At 37.9% G+C, this 17,782-nt stretch carries 16 protein-coding genes; 5 read left to right on the forward strand and 11 right to left on the reverse strand.

The window, feature by feature from the left end; translation table 11 throughout:
• Window position 1: 1 nt before the first annotated feature.
• The 3 genes from DUT68_RS02370 to DUT68_RS02380 are packed head-to-tail and all read right to left on the reverse strand — an operon-like array spanning window position 2 to window position 3,153.
• Window positions 2-931 (reverse strand): glycosyltransferase family 2 protein, encoded by a 930-nt coding sequence (locus DUT68_RS02370; RefSeq protein ID WP_113635357.1) that lies wholly within the window; start codon window positions 929-931, stop codon window positions 2-4.
• Window positions 921-2,090 carry a glycosyltransferase family 87 protein gene (locus DUT68_RS02375; RefSeq protein ID WP_113635358.1) on the reverse strand — a complete coding sequence of 390 codons (1,170 nt, stop codon included), beginning with the start codon at window positions 2,088-2,090 and terminating at the stop codon, window positions 921-923. Before DUT68_RS02375 ends, DUT68_RS02370 begins: the two co-directional genes overlap by 11 nt.
• Window positions 2,091-2,109: 19 nt before the next feature.
• Entirely contained in the window at window positions 2,110-3,153 is a 1,044-nt protein-coding gene (locus DUT68_RS02380) for an aldose epimerase family protein (RefSeq protein ID WP_113635360.1), read from the reverse strand.
• 131 nt (window positions 3,154-3,284) lie between these two features.
• On the opposite strand from DUT68_RS02380, the gene DUT68_RS02385 reads away from it, so the two are divergent.
• The 4 genes from DUT68_RS02385 (at window position 3,285) to DUT68_RS02400 (ending at window position 6,393) form a co-directional block, all read left to right on the forward strand.
• On the forward strand, window positions 3,285-4,448 hold the full coding sequence (locus tag DUT68_RS02385) for a galactokinase (RefSeq protein WP_113635361.1): 1,164 nt from the start codon (window positions 3,285-3,287) through the stop codon (window positions 4,446-4,448).
• Window positions 4,449-4,480: 32 nt separating this feature from the next.
• Complete coding sequence (locus DUT68_RS02390; protein ID WP_113635363.1) at window positions 4,481-5,011, forward strand: RNA methyltransferase; 531 nt, start codon at window positions 4,481-4,483, stop codon at window positions 5,009-5,011.
• 24 nt (window positions 5,012-5,035) lie between these two features.
• A complete protein-coding gene (locus DUT68_RS02395; protein WP_113635365.1) occupies window positions 5,036-5,698 on the forward strand; it encodes a YdeI/OmpD-associated family protein in 663 nt (220 codons plus the stop codon).
• 68 nt (window positions 5,699-5,766) lie between these two features.
• Window positions 5,767-6,393 (forward strand): hypothetical protein, encoded by a 627-nt coding sequence (locus tag DUT68_RS02400; RefSeq protein WP_113635367.1) that lies wholly within the window; start codon window positions 5,767-5,769, stop codon window positions 6,391-6,393.
• Here the strand turns inward: DUT68_RS02400 and DUT68_RS02405 are convergent.
• From DUT68_RS02405 to DUT68_RS02440, 8 genes are all read right to left on the reverse strand, one after another.
• Window positions 6,385-6,846, reverse strand: coding sequence for an RES family NAD+ phosphorylase (locus DUT68_RS02405; protein ID WP_113635369.1), 462 nt, complete (start codon window positions 6,844-6,846; stop codon window positions 6,385-6,387). The two genes, DUT68_RS02400 and DUT68_RS02405, sit on opposite strands and share 9 nt — an antisense overlap.
• Complete coding sequence (locus DUT68_RS02410; protein WP_113635370.1) at window positions 6,843-7,274, reverse strand: hypothetical protein; 432 nt, start codon at window positions 7,272-7,274, stop codon at window positions 6,843-6,845. The genes DUT68_RS02405 and DUT68_RS02410 overlap by 4 nt, the downstream gene beginning before the upstream one ends.
• Before the next feature lie 45 nt (window positions 7,275-7,319).
• On the reverse strand, window positions 7,320-8,009 hold the full coding sequence (locus tag DUT68_RS02415; RefSeq protein ID WP_113635372.1) for an SIR2 family NAD-dependent protein deacylase: 690 nt from the start codon (window positions 8,007-8,009) through the stop codon (window positions 7,320-7,322).
• Window positions 8,010-8,111: 102 nt separating this feature from the next.
• The gene (locus DUT68_RS02420) at window positions 8,112-9,002 is read right to left on the reverse strand and encodes a hypothetical protein (RefSeq protein ID WP_113635374.1); all 891 of its coding nucleotides are present in this window, start codon (window positions 9,000-9,002) and stop codon (window positions 8,112-8,114) included.
• Window positions 9,003-9,112: 110 nt separating this feature from the next.
• Window positions 9,113-9,850, reverse strand: coding sequence for a (Fe-S)-binding protein (locus DUT68_RS02425; RefSeq protein WP_113635376.1), 738 nt, complete (start codon window positions 9,848-9,850; stop codon window positions 9,113-9,115).
• A 17-nt stretch (window positions 9,851-9,867) separates the two neighbouring features.
• Window positions 9,868-11,259 carry an MFS transporter gene (locus DUT68_RS02430; RefSeq protein WP_113635378.1) on the reverse strand — a complete coding sequence of 464 codons (1,392 nt, stop codon included), beginning with the start codon at window positions 11,257-11,259 and terminating at the stop codon, window positions 9,868-9,870.
• A gap of 44 nt (window positions 11,260-11,303) precedes the next feature.
• Window positions 11,304-11,933 (reverse strand): putative polyvalent protein kinase domain-containing protein, encoded by a 630-nt coding sequence (locus tag DUT68_RS02435; protein WP_113635380.1) that lies wholly within the window; start codon window positions 11,931-11,933, stop codon window positions 11,304-11,306.
• A gap of 72 nt (window positions 11,934-12,005) precedes the next feature.
• A complete protein-coding gene (locus DUT68_RS02440; RefSeq protein ID WP_113635381.1) occupies window positions 12,006-13,901 on the reverse strand; it encodes a RecQ family ATP-dependent DNA helicase in 1,896 nt (631 codons plus the stop codon).
• Window positions 13,902-14,452: 551 nt separating this feature from the next.
• Between DUT68_RS02440 and DUT68_RS02445 the strand changes: the two genes are divergently transcribed.
• Entirely contained in the window at window positions 14,453-17,704 is a 3,252-nt protein-coding gene (locus DUT68_RS02445; protein WP_113635383.1) for an amidohydrolase family protein, read from the forward strand.
• Window positions 17,705-17,782 lie beyond the last annotated feature (78 nt).

The raw sequence follows: 17,782 nt of genomic DNA on the forward strand, positions 1-17,782 counted from the left end.
CTTATTTAATATTTGTTGACCTGATGATATACGTAGGACGATTTTTGCCTTGCATGAACATTTTACCGATATAAATACCAATAATGCCCAAAATTACCAATTGTAACCCACCAAAAAATGCCACAGTAACAATAAGCGACGCCCAGCCATTAACGTGTTTAGCGAAAAAGTAGGCATAAAAAACATACGGAACGTAAAGCAGCGATAAACAAGAGATGAAAAAGCCAAGATAAACGGCCATGTGTAATGGTTTTACGCTAAGCGAAGTTACGCCTTGAACGGCAAGCTTCTGCATTTTTCTCAAATTGTACTTACTAGCACCAGCATAGCGTTTGTTAGGCATGTAATCAATAGCGTATTGCCTGAATCCCAGCCATTTGATCATTCCCCTAATAAACAGATCGTTTTCCTTGAAATTTCTAAATACCTCCACCACTTTTGCATCCATCAACCTAAAATCAGCAGTGCCAGCTTCTATTTCAGTTTCTGAAAGCGCATTCAGTAGCTTGTAAAAATACCTAGAAGTTTTGCGTTTAGCTAAAGGTAAATTGGGATCTTCTTCACGTCGTGTATAAACCACGTCGTATCCCTCCTCCCATTTATTAAGCATTTCAGCGAAAAGTTCAGGTGGATGTTGCAGGTCAGCATCTAACGAAATTACGCAATCACCATGAGCGTGGTCAAGTCCGGCTTTTAATGCAGATTGATGCCCAAAATTCCTCGAAAGCTCAATAAAAAACACTCTCGGATCATTTGCCGCCAATTGCTGCACCACACTCAATGTATTATCTCTACAACCATCGTCAACAATAATTATCTCATAGTCGTAAGAAAGCCCTGCCAACACTTGCTCAATACGTGTAGCAATAACAACGATATTTTCTTCTTCGTTATGAGCCGGGATAACTATAGAAACTAGCTTATTCTGCATGCAATTGTTCAGTTTGGTTAAATTTACTACACATCATTTGGTAAATAATTACCAACCAAACTATTAAACACGGCAATGCTTTAAGTGAGTAAGGTTTGATATAATTTTCCCTCACAAATTTAGGGAACAAATCTGACGGGGAGAAACTAGTGAGCAATAAAGCAAAGACAAATAACGCAATTTGCCAAATTTTAAAAGGTCGTTGTTGTATTAAAAACCATATGGACACACCTAAAAAGGCAATAATGTAGGTCGGCGATTCAGAGGAATTACTAAATATTACCGTAAAAATTAATGTTGAAGCTAACAACAATAATCTAAAATTTAAATCAGCGTAAGCTTTGATGCGCAGATATGGCAAAGCAAAAAGTAATAAGCCTCCAGCTAAGAAAGGAAGATTTGGAAGATTTACATCTCCAGAAATCCGCCTGGCCATTCCCATTACCGAAATATCTTGCATTGAGGTTAAACTGGCATTCAACTGCTGCTTTTGTGCTAGCGACCGATACCAATCCTGATAGCACTGCAAAATATAAGTTGGCGAGAAAAACACCATCGGCAGTATAAAAAATATCAAGGCCCAGCAAAAGCAAGAAAGTACAAAATTCCATTTCTTCTTTACAAAAAAGAAGAAAGCCAATCCAACGATACCGTAAAGTTTCACAAAAGTACCTAGCATAATCAGCATGGCGGCCCAAAAGTTTTTACCACGCTGTATAAAGGCAAAAGTTAAAATGATTATTGCTGCAATTGAAATGTTGAACTGAAAACTAAATAAGGCCGTCATCAGTTCATGGGCAACAATCCAATACACTGCATTTATTTTTTTAAATGCCAAAGGAAGTTGTTGAATAGCAAAAAAAAGAAAAAGCGTATTCGCTATCTGCCAAAGAATAGTGCCAATGTAATCAGGCAATAATGCAAACGGTGCAATTAACAAAGAGAAAAATGGACCGTAATGATTGGTATCGCCATATTGCTGTGGATATTCTGCATAAAGATTTAAACGTTCTACGGCGTGGTGATAAACATGTTTAAATATCAAGTAGTTGTTATACGACCCCTTATGATATTGTTTAAATCCCAGGAAAATGGCTAGCAAAAGCCAAATCCCTAGTATAAATTTTCTGTTGTTGAGCGTTTTTAAGATGGTATTCATAGTTTAAGTTTTGCAAAAATTATTTGCTAACCTTGTAGATGGTAGTTTGATGATAAACCTCTCCAGGTTGCAGAATAGTTGAAGGAAACGCTGGGATATTTAGTGAATTTGGTGCGTGTTGCGTTTCTACACAGAAAGCACTGAATTTACCATAGCTTTTTCCGTCTTTTCCGTTTTTCACATCAGTGTATTTAGCGGTGTACAAATGGGCCACTGGTTCAGTTGTGTAAATGGATAATGTAAGTCCGCTATCTACCGCCGAAGTCTTGCTTGCTAACGTCAATTCGCCATAGGTTTTATCCAGCACATAAGTTTGGTCGTAACCATTTTCCTCGTCCCAACCCTCGGCAAAGGTTTTTCCTTTTCTAAAATCATGGTGAGTTCCATCAACAGGAATTAGTTTGCCCGTTACCACGTAGTTATCATCCTGCTCCAACCAATTCGAAGCATTCATTTGATGAACGTGAGATCTGATATCGTTACTATTCGCAGCCAAGTTAAAGTAACTGTGATGCGTTAAGTTGATTGGTGTAGCTTCATCGGTATCCGCTTGGTAAGTCAAAATCAATTCGTCATTTTCCGTCAATGTAAATTGTAATTGTACAGCCAAATCTCCCGGGAATCCTTCTTCTCCGTCGAAACTGTAATAATGAAAAGTTACTGAAGCATTTGGCGACTCAGTTAGCTCCACAATATCCCATACTTTTTGATCGAAACCTTGTAAGCCACCATGTAAGCAATCATCTCCGTTATTTTTAGGCAGCTGATAGCTCGTCCCCTCAATAGTGAACTCCCCTCCTTTTATTCTATTTGCGTATCTTCCAACAATACTTCCAAAGTATGGATAATTGGAAAGATATTCTTTGCTGATATAGCCATCAAAATCATCAAACCCCAATACAATATCTTGATCTTCACCTTTTGCGTTTTTAACCACAAACTTATTGATGATGGTACCGTAGTTAAAGATTTTAACATAAGTTCCTTTTGTATTGCTTAACTCTACGGCAATTACTTCTTTATCATTTACAAATTTGCCTGTGGATATTTGGTTTGCTTTCATTATTGCTATCTTAGACGCCTATTTGGCGCTTACAATAATAATCATTGTTAAGTGAAATTTAAACACGAAAAACAGCGAAAATACACGATTTAGGATTTAAACTAGATCAAAGAAATGATAAACCCACCCGGATGAAAGATCAACTTCACCAATTATTTGAAAAAAATTTTGGCTATACACCTCAATATGAGTTTTTTGCGCCTGGGCGTGTAAATTTAATTGGGGAACATATAGATTATAATGGCGGATTGGTGATGCCTTGTGCAATTACCATGGGAACTTGGCTTTGCGTAGGTAAAACCGATGAAAATGTAATCAGATTTCGTAGTTTAAACTTTGAAGAACAGATAGAAATCCCTTTGCAAAACTCCTTTTCAAAAACTGGAAGTGAATGGTTTAACTATCCGTTAGGTGTAATTAATGAGCTACAAAAAGCATACGATTGGCAATGGGGCGGACTTGATTTGCTGTATCATGGCAATATTCCGATTGGCTCGGGGCTTTCGTCTTCGGCATCAATAGAAGTGGTAACCGCATTTGCCTTAAATCAAATTTATGATTTGGGAATAGATCGGTTGAGCCTAGTGAAACACTGCAAGAAAGTAGAAAATGAGTTTATCGGTGTAAACTCAGGTATTATGGATCAATTCGCTGTTGCTTTTGGCGAAAAAGATACCGCTATCGTTTTAAACTGCGATACACTGAAGCATAAGTTAATTGCATGTAATTTGGGTGATTATTCGCTAGCAATTATCAATACTAATAAACACCGAACACTTGCCGACTCTAAATACAATGAGCGAGTGCAGGAATGCCAAAAAGCCCTGCAATGTTTACAACAGGAAATTAACATTAACAACCTTTGCGAACTAAGTGCTGAGAAATTTGCCTTGCATCAACATTTGATTGAAGATGAAATTTTATTGAAGCGAGCCACCCACGTCATCAAAGAGAACGACAGGGTAATTTCAGCAGCAAAACTACTGTCAGAAGGCAATCTAAATTCTTTCGGTAAATTAATGTATGCATCGCATCAATCCTTAAAAGAACTTTATGAAGTTAGCGGTAAAGAGCTGGATACCGTTGTTGAATTTTGTAATGGCTATGAGCATGTAATTGGCGCCCGTATGACTGGCGCCGGTTTTGGCGGTTGCGCAATTGCCCTATTGAAGAAAGGATTTGAGGAAGATTTTGCAAAGCATTTATCTGACTATTATGTTAACAAAATTGGCTACTATGCCACCATATATGTTGAACAAATTGGTGCTGGACCAACAACGCTAAGGACAATTTAGTATTTCAGAAGTATTTATAGAGATATTATAAAATGAAAAAATTAAAGCTAGACGAACTTAATAGAGTAGATATAGAAGGATTTAAGGCACAAGAAAAACTTCCAGTGGTTATTATGTTGGATAATGTTCGTAGTATGCACAATGTAGGATCGGTTTTCAGAACTGCTGATGGGTTTGCCGTTGAAAAAGTGGTGCTCTGTGGCATAACTGCGCAACCGCCCCACCGAGAAATTGAAAAAACAGCTTTGGGAGCAACGCAATCTGTAGCTTGGGAGCATTTTGACGATACCCTAACGGCCATAGCAGCTTATAAAGAATTAGGTTACCAAATTATTGCTATTGAACAGGCGCAAAATAGTATAATGCTGAACAAGAACGAGCCAAATTTAAAAGAGAAGTACGTTTTGATTTTTGGAAATGAAGTAAACGGTGTTAGCGATGAGGCAATGGAACAGATAGACAAGTGCATAGAAATACCTCAATTTGGCACTAAACACTCATTTAACATTGTAATTTCAGCTGGAATAGTACTTTGGGATTTTTTTGCTAAAATGAAATTATAGGATAAACCATTCAATGTATCTACTATGGAAAATCAACTTTTAAAAAAGCTACAAATTAAAACTGGCTTTAGGGTAAGTGTACTAAATGCACCGGAAAATGCAGCAGTAATATTTGGAGAGGTTCCTCAATCGGTTCATTTCAGCTATGCTATACAGCCAGAAAATGACGCATATTTGGTTTTTGCAATTACAAAGCTAGATATGCTTAATGCGTTAAACGAAATTCAACCTTACATTAAACAACAAACAATAGCTTGGATTTTATACCCGAAAGCAAAAACGGCAATTGCCGCTGACTTAAACTTGATGCAATCCTGGGATGAACTTAAAAAATACGAGCTCAGTCCCTGCGCTTCGGCGGCTATTGATAAGGTATGGACTGCCATACGTATTAAACCGGCGGGAGCGCAAAAAAAATCTGGCGTTGGCAATGCCGAATTAGAACATAATATTTACGGTAAATACATTGATGTAGCCAATAAGATTGTGACTTTACCTGATGATTTAAAAGCGCATTTGATGCAATACCCTAAAGCTTTTGCATATTACGAAAAACTAGCCTACTCTCACAAAAAAGAATATGTGTTGTGGATCATTACCGCTAAACAGGAAAAAACCAAAGCCGACAGAATGGATAAAATGATTGCTAAACTTTTGGATAATAAAAAGAACCCATCGGAAAAGTAAACATTTGCGGTTGTTTTGAACTACCGCAAACAAAACAAGCAGGCTGTTGTTTTAGCGTAAAATAGATCATGCGTAAAACAACTCTAGCAGTACTTCTAATAGCTTTCGTGTCCGTTTCAGTTAAAGCACAAACCCGACCAGATAAACTTTATACCGTAAGTGGAATTGGCACTTCTGTACCAGTTGGTGAGACCGCTGATTTTTTCAGTCCAAAAATATCAACTACACTAGGCGTGAATTTAGGTTTGGGAAACAAAGGCTTATTTTTGTACCCAAAATTTAGCTTACATGCATTTGCTTACAATGGCATTACACCCGATGACGGGTTAACTTACACAGCACAAAACGGAAGAGCAACTACTTACCTTTTAAATGTAGCTTTAGGTTACAGAAAAATAACAGGAAAATTTGGGTTTTATGGTTACGCTGGTGCAGGTGGTGGCTTTATACTTACTCCAAAAGTGGAGGTTAATGCGACCTCATTGCAAGTAACTTCCTCTAATAAAGCACATGGTATGCCAATGATAGAATTGGGTACAGGTGTAGAATACAACTTGGGAGGTTTATCCTTATTTACAGAAGTAAGTTACATGAACGGCTTTAGTAAAATACAAAACAGAAATTTCACTACCATGCCACTTACGGTAGGTATCAAGCCAAATTTAAGTCGTTTGTTTAACGGTTCATCAAAATAACGAATTCATTAACCTATTATCGGTAAAAAAATCTGAAATCTTTTTGAACTTTACTGCGTTAAAAGCAACTGCTTGTGTATTGATAACGTAGTTTCTTTCTGATGGAACAATGACAGATGGAACTGAGAACGCAACAACTGTTATATCTTCAAGCAATTGTTTTCCAATCCATTGTGTGTATTGCGTATCTGAAGTCCAATCCTTTTGTAGCCTTGATTCATCTACATGAAAAATATCATTCTTATCCACTATTTCAATTTCCAACACGGCCAAATTACGCATGTGCTCCTTAAATTGAGCATGAACAAATTTCTCCAATAAGGCTAAAGATAGCGTTGCGCTAGCATATAAACAGGGATAATTAATTTCGTTCCAACGACCGCCAAATAACTTTGCACCTATCCCCTCCCTATCTTCTATGTAATCTTTATTGGCAAGGCGATATAAAATCATATATAAACCCCATGAGCTATGCGACCCAACTCATTGCTAATTAGTTTTACCCCCCAAAAAGAACGTAACGAAGCGAAATCTAAAATTGCACCTAATATTTCTTTTTTCTGCATTAGCCAATTTTTCACTACATCAGGTTTTCCAATAACCTGTTTAGCCAAACTAGCCATATTTTCAAGTTGGTACAAATGTTCAGCATGCAAGCCTTCAAAAGGCTTGTTGTCCTTTAGGTAACGTTGTAACGTCCTATCACTAATATGCAGAATATCAGCCCACTCAGATTGGCTAAATGGCAGTAAATCATTTAAATAAATAAAATTTTTGATTTGATAGGTTTGTAATTTAGGAGTAGTAGCATAGAGTGCTTCTGGTTCAGCTGCAACCAGCATTTGCCGATTTTCTGGATAACCGTATTTGATGGATTTCATAACATAGAATTTTGTCACACCAATATACGACTATTTTCTTGAAATTCAAAATTTCAGATAATTCAATAAATCTCTTACTCCTTCCGTAGCACTCTTGGAAATTTTTGTAACATTACTCACCCCCCCAATTTCTGGAATTTTAGGATCGATGATGAATTTTGGTGTTTTGCTACGTACATAATGTACCAAACCAGCAGCAGGGTAAACTGCTAAAGAAGTACCAATTAGCACAAAAAAATCAGCCTTAGCGCAAATTTTAGCTGCAATTTCAATCATTGGCACAGCTTCACCAAACCAAACAACATGAGGTCTTAAAGGTGATCCTAGTTCACAAACATCAGTCATTTTAATTTCATCACCTTCTATTGGATAAATCAAGCTGGCATTTTTGCTAGATTGTGCATAAGTAATAACACCATGCAAATGTGTGACCTTTTTTGAACCAGCTCGTTCATGTAAATCATCGATATTTTGAGTGATAATTTCCACATCAAATTCCTCCTGCAAAGCCGCCAATGCAAAATGAGCCGCATTAGGTGTGGCCGCTAAAACCTGTTTTCTACGCTCGTTATAAAAGCGTTGTACTAGTTTGGGGTTACGAAGCCAAGCCTCAGGTGTAGCCACCTCCATTACATCATACCCCTCCCATAAGCCATCAGCATCCCTAAATGTTTTTAAACCACTTTCTGCACTTATTCCAGCACCGGTTAACACCACAACTTTCCGTTTAATCATCTTTTAAAAAATTTATGTTAAAATAAGTGTTTAAGAAAGTTTTGGCAAAAAAAATGTCCCAACCAAACGATCAGGACATTTCAGAAAATATAAAATGGAAAATTAATTCACTCTCATTGCGCCACCTTGGCGGTTACCATTATTTCTAAATCTGGCCATCATTGCCGCTTGTTTAGCTTGATATTGCTCGGGCGTAATAGCAATTGCTTTCTTAGGTGCCGATACATCTTTAGCACTTACACCTCGGTACTCGATGCTAGTAGCTAACATACCACCTCCTTTTTTCTCAATAGCTAACACCGCACCCTCTGTCCATAAGTTCGGATCAGGAGAAAAACTAAAGCCTAAATCGTTAGTGTACCATAAAACAGTTTCATCAGTAATATCTTTTTCCATACCTAAAACAGTGGCTTTACGGATAGTTTTGATAGTTACTTTATTGCAATTTAGATTTACGATTTTTTTAGTTTCGTCTGACTTAATTACTTCGATAGTAGGTGGAACGTTTAAAAACTGTACTGCACTAGTGCTTTGATTTTGATTTCCGCCATTGTTTGGCCTACCGATGTTAGGGTTCACTACATTTACCGCTAATTTAGTTGGCATTACGTAAGTGGTATCCATTAAGTCAAATACTTCAACAACTTTTTGATCGGCAAAAGTATAATAGTACTCTTTATTTCCTCCACCAATACCGCCAAAACGCATCATCATACGCCCCATACCTTGCTGTCCACCACCACTGTTACTGTCTTCGGTTTCTACCACAGGCATAAAGCTTGCATTTGTAGCATTGTATAGCAACTCGTAATTGGCTTTGATAGATTTAGGCATTCTAGCCTTCATTTCTTCACTAATTGGAAAACCACTAGCTTCGGCCATAGCCACAGGATCTATAGAGGTTTGATATTGAATAGCACCCGATTTTTTTTGCGCTTGAACGCTAACCGTTAATGCCATTGCACTTAAAAAAGCAACAAATGTTTTTTTCATTTTCTTTAAAGTAATAAGCAACGCAAATCTAAATCAAAGCGGCGCTATCTAGTGTTAAAAAAGGTTAATTTATTTCGTTTATAACTAGAGTTTTACAATATCATGATGGCTTAGTACTCTGTACTTTCGAGCCATCCATTGGCAAGCACATCGGCTAGGTGCATGGTTTTTATGGAAAGATTATTTTTTTGAATGTAGCCATCTAAGTGCATCAGGCAAGAAAGATCAGTAGATATGATGTAATCGGCATCCATCTCTAATGCGTTGTTTATTTTTTGCTCTGCCATTGCCGAGGATATTGCATCAAACTTTACCGCAAACGTACCGCCAAAACCGCAGCACATGTCAGTATCCTTCATTTCTAGCATCTCTAAACCTATTACCCTTGAAAGCAACTGCCGTGGCTCTTCCTTGATTTTGCATTCTCTTAAACCACTACAAGAATCATGATAAACTGCTTTTCCTTCTAACTCAGCTCCAAAATAATCCTTTTTTAGCACGTTGATAAGAAAATCAGACAGTTCAAAGATATTTGCCTGGAGGCTACGGCACTTGTTATGAACTATGGTGTTGGTAAACAAATCATTATAACCGTTTTTGACCATACCTACACAAGAGGCAGATGGTGCAACAATGTATTGGGTATCTGAAAAATCAGTTAAAAATTTAGTACCTATTTCCTTTGCTTGTTCCCAGTAACCTGCATTGTATGCGGGCTGGCCACAACAGGTTTGTTTAGGATTGTAAACAATTTCGCAACCAGCTTTTTCTAGCACCTTTATGGTATTAAAAGCAGTTTCAGGGTATAATTGATCTACAAAACAGGGAATAAATAATTCAACTTTCATCAGATATCTTTATAGCTTTAAGCACGCTCATCAACTACAACAGACGACGGCTGAACTCGTTTTAAAAGCAGCAAAAATAGTAAACCAAAAACAAAAAACAGTGCTAAAGCTATTACTGAATTACGCATGCTACCACTAAGTACTTCAATATAACCAAAGCTGAACATCCCAAAAACTAATGCAACCTTTTCAGTTACATCGTAAAAGCTAAAAAATGATGTATGGTCGGGGCTTGATTGTGGTAAAAATTTAGAATAGGTAGAACGTGACAAAGATTGGATTCCGCCCATAATTAATCCGATAACTGCCGCTAAAGCGTAAAACTGAAATTCGGTATGAATGAAATAAGCGGCAATACAACAACCGATCCAAATGGTTACTACGCCAATAAGTACATTAACGTTACCAAATTTACGTGAAGATAGATAAGACATTAACATAGCGCCGGGAATGGCTACCAACTGTAAAATAAGAATGGTTGCAATTAGTTTTTCTGTAGGCAGATGCAGTATCTTCTCACCGAAAATTGTGGCTACTAACATCACAGTTTGTACGCCCATTGAATAAAAGAAAAAAGCGAATAAAAATCTTTTCAGATACTTCATTTGCTTTACCTGCTTCCATACCTTATTAAGCTCTTGAAAACCGCTACTCATAAGGTTTTTATGTTCTGTTTTAAAATTAGGACTCCCTTTTGGCAGATTTTTGAAAGGTATTTGGGCAAAACCAATCCACCAAATACCAACCAGAAGGAAAGACAAACGAGCTGGAATGGAGGCATCAACTATTCCAAACAATTTCGGCTCAAATACAAATACAAAACAGATCAATTGAAGAATGATACTGCCCACATATCCATAGGTGAAGCCCTTCGCACTTACCTTATCCTGCTCTTCAACTGTGGCAATTTCGGGCAGGTAAGAGTTATAAAATACCAAGCTACCCCAAAAACCTATAGCAGCAATTACAAACATAATCACACTAAAATTCAGTGTATCCACACCTTTATCAGCATTAATCTCAAAGAAAAAAAGCGCACTACAGGCAGTGGCGCCAATGTAGGTAAACATTTTCATAAAGATTTTTTTGTTACCTCGGGTATCGGCTACTGAGGACAAAATAGGTGATAACAGCGCTATAACTAAAAAAGCAAAGGCCATAGCGTAACTGTATAATGCGGAGTTAACAATTTTATAACCGAAAAAATAAACGTAGTCAATGGTATTGTCATCCTTATCGCCCGTAATTGCCGTATAATAAGCAGGGAATATAGTGGAGGTGATTACCAAATTATAGGCCGAATTGGCCCAATCGAAAAACGCCCACGAGCGAATTGTTTTTTTGTCGTTTTTAATTCCAACTGAATTAAAGTTAGCTTCTGTTTTTACACTTGAAAAGTGGTCGTTCATAAATTATTTTGTTTGCAAAAACTAAGATATAAAAATTGAAGAATTTAATCTTTCCAAAATTCTTCAGTTAAATAGAAAACAGTATCGATAAAAAATAAGATTTCGTTGTTTGTAAGCACATTTTCATCATGTAAATCCTCTAAAATTATTCCCAGTTCTTTATTGATATAGTCGTTATTACGTGAATTAGAGAAGCCATTTTGTTCAAGAAATTCTTTAACTTTTTTCAAATCAGTGATATTCGTGATGGCTACAAAATTCTGTTGCACAACAGCGTATAAAATTTCTTTCTCGTCCTTTGTAAAACCTAATAAATTGTAAGCAGTATCTGGAAAGAAGTAATTATGCAGCAGCAGATTATGGAAATAATCTATCCAAGAAGTATAATAAATAGCATCGTTGAGCTTAATGACGTGCTGGCTATCTTTTAAATACACCTTTTGTTCGGCACCCTCGCTCACATATTGAGAAAAGTCAATTTGATTTAACCAAAGACGATTTTCGTTAATGAAAGAAACTAAATTCTCTGTTTCTTTTTGTCGGAATGACTTTGATCCTTTAACCGCTTCGCCTGCGCTCTTGCTTTTTCCAAGGTAATTGGATATTGCTTGGATAACTTTTCCGAAGCTAACTTCGCTCTTTCCTGAAAGGACATTACGTATTTCATTTTTCACTAGCTTAAATCGTCAACACAAATATAGTAAAAATAGCACTTCAATTTCTAGGTCAATTCAGCGCTAACACCCCTACAAATAATACTTCCTTCCATCAGTTTTTATTTTACCAGCATCGAGTAATTCTCTTATCAGCTCAATTTTATCATTATCTGTACCTGTGGCAACTTGCGTCACTAGTTCATCCAAATCTAAATGATTACCCTGTAGCAAAGTACATATTTCAAATTCCATTTTATCGTAGTAGCTGGCTTTGTCTTCAGCTTTGCGTTCGGCTAGGCACACATCACAAACACCACATTTTTCAGCTTTGGTTTCGCCAAAATAGGTTAACAGCTGTACACTTCTACAAATATTATTGGCGGCATAAGCAAGCACTCCTTCTATTTGACTTCGTTGTATCTCTTTGCGCAAATTGATGAATTTAGCATCGATATCTAAGTGCAGCATGTCCATACGTGGCCTAACAAATTGCAGTTGAGGCTGATCTGTTTGCTGCAAATAAGAAATGATTTGATACTCTTGCAGTTTCTTCAAATAAGCAATCACATCTAAATAAGAAATCTTCAACCTGTTTGATAAATCACTCTCTTTGATTTTCACATATCCATCAAAAGCGCCACCGTAAGATCGTTGTATGGTTTTTATCAAAGGATCAAAAGCAGCGTTCTCAATCTGAAAACGATATACCTCTTCGTGGCTTATGGTAAACATCAGTCGTGAAGGGATAAATACGCTGTCAGTTAATGTAATGTAGCCGTCTCTTTCCAAAAATTTAAGCGCAGCCATCGTTTTAATCACGCCAATGCTGAACCTCTTACAAAAGTCGGCCAAGTCAAATTCAAAGGTTAGCCCTTCGGCAGCTCCGTACGCTAGCTGGTAATAATTTCCTAGGTGATGGTATACCTTTTTAATTTCCTCAACAGATGGAAAACTGTCGGTGTATTTGGCTTCTAGGTTCATCCTATCGGCTTTGTTTGTTAGCAGTACAGCAAATGCTCTTTTTTCGTCCCTTCCGGCCCTACCCGCTTCCTGATAGTACGCCTCCAAACTTTCCGGTAAATCTAAATGTACCACAAAACGCACATTGGGCTTATCAATTCCCATCCCAAACGCATTGGTGGCTACCATTATTCTGGTTTTATCCTGCTTCCAATCTTCCTGCTTTTGGAAACGTACATCTTTATCCAAACCCGCATGGTAAAAATCCGCTGAAATATGGTTACGCTGCAAAAAATGTGCAATATCAGCAGTTTCTCGCCTATTACGAACGTAAACTAAACCACAACCTTTTACATTTTTACAGATATCAATCAGCTTTTTATGCTTATCATCCAGATGGTAAACTACATAACTTAAATTCTTCCTTGAAAAACTTTTGACGAAAATTTGCGGCTCTTTAAGTGCTAACTTATCGATGATATCTGTCCTAACTTCTGGAGTAGCGGTAGCTGTTAAAGCTAAAACGGGAACATTAGGATGAATCTCCCTAAGCTCTTTTACCTTCAGATAAGGCGGTCGGAAATCATAACCCCATTGCGAAATACAATGCGCTTCATCAATGGCTATTAAATTGACGTTCATGTAGGAAATTCGAACACGAACCAAATCAGAAAGCAGTCTTTCAGGTGATAGGTAAAGGAATTTAATTTTTCCGTAAATGCAATTATCAAGCAAAATATCGATTTCCCTCTTACCCATTCCAGCATAGATGGCCACAGCTTCAATACCTTTAGCCTTGAGGTTTTCAACTTGATCTTTCATTAAAGCTACCAATGGCGATACCACGATGCAAATACCGTCCATCATCATTGCTGGTACTTGAAAGCAGATCGATTTTCCCCCGCCAGTAGGTAAAAGCGCCAAAGTATCGTATCCGCTTATTACGGAATGTACAATTTCTTCCTGCAACGGACGAAATACATCAAAACCCCAATATTTCTTTAAAACCTCAGTTGCAGTTGTCATATGCCAAGTCCAAAACTATGAAACGGTAGCGGCTTTTCAAAAAGCTTTTTAGCCACAGATGCACAGATGTATTTCTAATGAAACTTAATAGCATTAGAATGTTTATAAACACGTTGATGTGGACCGGATTATTTTTCAAAAGACTTTTTAGCCACAGATGCACAGATGTATTTCTAATCAAACTTGATAACATTAGCACGTTTGTAGTCACTAGATGTCAACCGGATTATTTTTCAAACGACATCCGTGCATCTGTGGCAACAAACACTTAAACTGCAGCCGTTAGATGTCAATCGCATTATTTTTTTCAAAGCTCTTTGGCCACAGATGCACAGATGTATTTCTAATCAAACTTAATAACATTAGAATGTTTGTAAACACGTTGATGTGGACCGGATTATTTTTTCAAAAGACATCTGTGCATCTGTGGCAACAAATACTTAAACTGCAACCATTAGATGTCAATCGCATCATTTTAAAAAAAAGACATCCGTGCATCTGTGGCAATAAATACCTAAATTGCAACCTTTAGATGTTAAGATAAAATGAGAATGAAGAAGTACCTATTTGCCTCAGCACTGTTGTTTACCTTAAATTCTGTTAATGCTCAGGAGAAAAAAGAATCTCCAAAATGGGATATAGAAAAATACAAAGGAACTACAAAAAGTTTCAGCATTAACACTAATGAAGGAACTTGGATGAATCTGGATGTGAGTCCTGATGGAAAAGAAATTGTGTTTGACATGCTGGGTGATATTTACGTAATGCCAATTACCGGTGGAACTGCCAAATTATTAAGTGGTGGCATTGCTTATGAAGTACAGCCTAGGTTTAGTCCCAATGGCAAGTACATCTCTTTTACAAGTGATAGAAGCGGCGCCGATAACATTTGGATCATGGATAGACAAGGGGAAAATAAAAAGCAAATTACTAAGGAAACTTTCAGATTGCTTAACAATGCCACTTGGATGCCAAATAGCGATTATATCATTGCTAGGAAACACTTCACAGCTTCACGTTCATTGGGAGCAGGCGAAATGTGGATGTACAGCATTTACGGGGGTGATGGCGTTCAGCTAACCAAACGTAAAAATGATCAGCAAGATGCCGGGGAACCTAATGTATCGCCTGATGGCAAGTTTCTTTATTTTAGCGAAGACGTATCGCCGGGACCAACTTTCCAATACAGCAAAGATCCAAATGGCTTAATTTACGCAATCCGTCAGTTAGATTTGAATACAGGCAAGCTTACCAATTTAATAGCCGAACAAGGCGGTGCAGTACGTCCACAGGTTTCTCCAGATGGAAAATATATTGCCTATGTAAAACGAGTTCGCCTAAAATCGGGATTATTTGTTCAAAACTTAAAAACAGGTGAAGAGTACCAGTTATATGATGACCTTTCTAAAGACCAGCAGGAAACTTGGGCGATCTTTGGGGTTTATCCCAACTTTGCTTGGACACCAGATGCGAAAAAAATCGTGTTTTATGCAAAAGGAAAAATCAAACAGATTGAACTGAACAACCTTTACGTAAGCGATATTCCTTTTGAAGTGACTAGCAACCAAACGGTGCAGGAAGCGCTACATTTTGATCAGCAAGTGTACCAGCCAGAGTTTACTGCAAAAATGATTAGGCAATTGACTACATCGCCGGATGGCAAAACAGTGGTATTTAACGCGGCTGGGTTTCTTTACAAAAAAGACCTACCCAACGGCGTGCCAGAGCGCTTAACTAACGGCATGGACTTTGAATTTGAACCTGATTTTAGTCCAGACGGTAAATTTGTGGTTTACACTACGTGGAGCGATGAATTTAAGGGAGCCGTAAAACGCACCGATTTAAAAACTGGTAAAACCATTACTTTAACTGATGAAAAAGGCTATTACTATTCGCCAAGTTACTCGCATAAAGGAGATAAAATTGTATTTAGAAAAGGAGTTGGAAACGAAGTATTAGGCTTGACTTATGGAAAAAACACGGGCATTTTTGTAGTTTCAGCTAATGGCGGAGCTAAAACATTAGTGTTGGATAACGGCATTAAACCTCAGTTTAATAGTGATGATAGCCGCATTTTTTACCAAAGTTATGATAGCGGTAAAAAGGCATTTAAAAGTGTTGATTTAAATGGTAACGGTGAGCGGCTGCATTACACCTCGCAATATGCAACACAGTTTTGCCCTAGTCCGGATGGGAAATGGATGGCATTTACCGAGTTATTTAACGCTTACATTACGCCAATGGTTACCGCTGGCACTGCTTTGGATTTATCCGCAGGCAATAAAGCAATTCCATTAGCTCGGGTTACTAAAGATGCTGGTACTTACTTACATTGGAGTGCTGATAGCAAAAAACTCCTGTGGACTTTAGGTGAAAAATACTATAACCGAGAAATCAAAAACACCTTTGCCTTTGTGGAAGGTGCGCCGCAAGTTTTGCCCGAGCCTGATACCACAGGAATATCGCTAGGATTGAAACTTAAAGCTGATGCCCCAACTGGTTTGGTAGCTTTAAAAGGTGCTAGAATCATCACTATGAAAGGCGATCAAGTAATTGAAGAAGGCACTATTTTAATTGAAAACAATAAAATAAAAGCCATTGGCAAAGCAAGTGATGTTGCAATTCCGGCGGATATTAAAGTAATTGACGTTACTGGCAAAACCATTATGCCGGGAATGGTTGATGTACACGCACATTTACGCACCAGTCCTGATGGTATAAGTCCACAACAAGATTGGTCGTATTTAGCTAACCTCAGTTTTGGTGTTACTACTTCCCATGATCCTTCGAGTAATACCGAAATGGTTTTTAGCCAAAGCGAAATGCTAAAAGCCGGCCGCATGATTGGACCTCGTCTGTATTCTACAGGATCTATTTTGTACGGTGCTGATGGTGATTTTAAAGTGACTATCAATAGTTTGGATGATGCGCTTTCGCACTTACGACGTTTAAAAGCAGTGGGTGCTTTTTCGGTAAAATCATACAATCAACCCCGCAGAGATCAGCGCCAGCAAATTTTAGAAGCGGCGAGACAGCTAAAAATGGAGGTAGTTCCTGAAGGTGGATCTACGTTTTTCCATAACATGAGCATGATTGCTGACGGGCACACGGGTATTGAGCACAGCATTCCAATTGCACCTGCCTACAAAGACGTAATCAATTTCTGGAACAACACCAATGCTGCCTACACTCCTACTTTAATTGTGGCTTATGGCGGCCAATGGGGCGAAAATTACTGGTACGATCGAACTAATGTTTGGGAAAATGAAAGATTGTTGAACTTTACTCCTCGGGCAATTATTGATTCAAGAGCAAGAAGAAGAACCACATCTGAATATGGCGATTATGGCCACATTGAAGTGGCAAGAACTACCAAACAAATTGCTGACGGCGGTACCAAAGTGAATTTGGGAGCACATGGTCAAATACAGGGATTAGGCGCTCATTGGGAACTTTGGATGTTGGTACAAGGCGGCATGGATCCGTTAAAAGCAATTAAATGTGCAACGCTGAACGGTGCCGAATATTTAGGAATGGGCAAGGAATTGGGTTCGTTAGAAACTGGAAAGCTTGCTGATTTAATTGTATTGGAAGATAATCCGCTTGAAGACATCAGAAATTCAGAAAAGATTAAATATGTGATGATTAATGGTCGCATTTATGACAGCATGACCATGAATGAAACGATTAGCAGAGAGAAAATTAGACCTAAATTATGGTTTGAGATGGATAAGGGAGTTGCATTTTCGCTGCCGTACAAAATGGCAGAAACGTGGACGTTTACGGTACCAAACTGCGATTAGACAGGACTGTTGTATAAATTATTTTTGATTGCATTGTCATTCCACACCTTGTCATTCAGAGCGCCTTGTCATTCGGAG

The sequence above is a fragment of the Pedobacter zeaxanthinifaciens genome, assembly GCF_003313335.1.
GTDB lineage: Bacteria > Bacteroidota > Bacteroidia > Sphingobacteriales > Sphingobacteriaceae > Pedobacter > Pedobacter zeaxanthinifaciens.